This window comes from uncultured Lamprocystis sp., assembly GCF_903933125.1.
Classification (GTDB): Bacteria; Pseudomonadota; Gammaproteobacteria; order Chromatiales; family Chromatiaceae; genus Thiodictyon.
Genome location: NZ_CAIZIZ010000299.1, coordinates 1 through 1,558 on the forward strand (window position 1 = coordinate 1; position 1,558 = coordinate 1,558).

Below are 1,558 nucleotides of genomic sequence, written 5' to 3' on the forward strand. Positions count from 1 at the left end.
GCGCGCCCGCCAATCGGATAGGCTGACCACCGGGAAGCGCAACCCCATCCGACAGCCCCAGCGCTGATAACCAAATTCGCCGAAGGCGCCGGACGCCGGTTCGCCCAGCACCGCCAGGCTCACCACGGGCCGGCCGTGACGATCGTAGAGTCGATAGTTGTAAACAAACATTCGCTGGGCAAAGTCCGGTTTACCGACTCCCTGCACCTCGACATGCACCAGCACCCAGTCTTCCTGTCCGTCCCGCCCGGTGACCCCGATCAACGCGTCAGCCCACCGTCGGCCAAGCGCCGCATCCCGCACGACCTTCTGCAACTCCTTATCCAGCAGAGTGTAACCCCGACTCCAGTCGATCCCCGCATGGGCTTCCGGGAAAAAGAACGATAGAAAATCCTGGAAGTAGCGTTCCAGCACGTGCTTCCACGGAGAGTCGTAGTCAGTCATCGTACCTCTGGGTTGGCCGGCTGCCGGCCTCTAATCGGGACCACAGCCAATAGTTTGTCGCTATCATGCCAGGACCGTCATCCATGGCACCGCAGGCTAAACGCAGCCGGTCGGCCGCGCAAGCGGTGCCCCACATTCCGCGCACTGTAACTACACTGACAGGGCCGCCTGTTGCTCGCGGGTCGCCAGTTGCGTGGTACTGCCGACGCGGATATAAATATCCTCAGGTGGTGCGGGACGACGTAGGGCTTGGCCGTGCCCGGCAACACGGTCACCACGGCGACCCGTTGACCGTCGTCAAGGCGTACCTCCTCGTAGTAGGGCAGCAGTTGCGGATGCACCGTGCGGCCGAACACCGTATCCATGACCCAGCGCTCCAGGTCGTTTCGTTGCATCCCGCTCACAACACCGTCGTCCTCGACACCAATCAGCAGCCGACCTCCTTGAAAATTGGCAAAGGCAACAACATCGCGCGCCAGTTGCTCTGGTCGCAGCGCGTCCCGTTTAAATTCGACGCCCGAGTTTTCACCTTGCTCGATCAGTCGTAATAAGTCTTCTTCGGCTGCAATCTTTGCTCGGCGTGGCAGCGCGTCACAGGTGACAGCCAGCATGTTCCGGTTGGCTTTGGCCAGGCAAGCGCCTTCGTGATCACTCTTATGGAGCGTCTCACGAGGCCACTGCCGGAACACGGTTGGACACCGTCGGCGCACACATTGCCCGCACTGGCGGGCCGTGAGAGACTGGCGCACATCCGCTGCTTTTACCGGTCTGTGCACCCAGCGCCATGCCCCGACCCCCACGTCAGCGTCGACGTGCCCGCGCCCGTTCCGCCGCGCGGGCGCCCCAGGACGGCTCCTACAAACACCTGTTCTCCCACCCCGAGATGGTCGAGGGTCTGCTGCGGGACTTCGTGCAGGAGGACTGGCTGGCGCTCATCGACTTTTCCACCCTCGAAAAACGGGGCGGCAGCTATGTCACCGACGATCTGCGTGACCGCGAGGATGACATCATCTGGCGGGTGCGGGTGGCCGGGGACTGGCTTTATGTGTATCTGCTGATCGAATTCCAAAGCCAGGTCGACCCCTGGATGGCGGTGCGGGTGATGGTGTACACC

Annotated in this window: 2 protein-coding genes and 1 pseudogene; 1 reads left to right on the top strand and 2 read right to left on the bottom strand. The window is 62.3% G+C overall.

Annotated features, from left to right (window positions below; all coding sequences use genetic code 11):
• A pseudogene (locus QZY03_RS14725) lies at positions 1-444 on the bottom strand (cytosolic protein); the annotation flags it as partial.
• A 77-nt stretch (positions 445-521) separates the two neighbouring features.
• Positions 522-1,055, bottom strand: a complete 534-nt coding sequence (locus tag QZY03_RS14730) for a helix-turn-helix domain-containing protein (protein WP_295582287.1) — start codon at positions 1,053-1,055, stop codon at positions 522-524.
• Between the two features lie 173 nt (positions 1,056-1,228).
• On the opposite strand from QZY03_RS14730, the gene QZY03_RS14735 reads away from it, so the two are divergent.
• Positions 1,229-1,558: Rpn family recombination-promoting nuclease/putative transposase (locus QZY03_RS14735; protein WP_295582288.1), on the top strand; the 330-nt coding region annotated here is incomplete at its 3' end.

Bases quoted from the DNA above. Each gene is read 5' to 3' on its own strand.
- QZY03_RS14730 (WP_295582287.1), bottom strand. From the start codon at position 1,055: ATGCTGGCTGTCACCTGTGACGCGCTGCCACGCCGAGCAAAGATTGCA.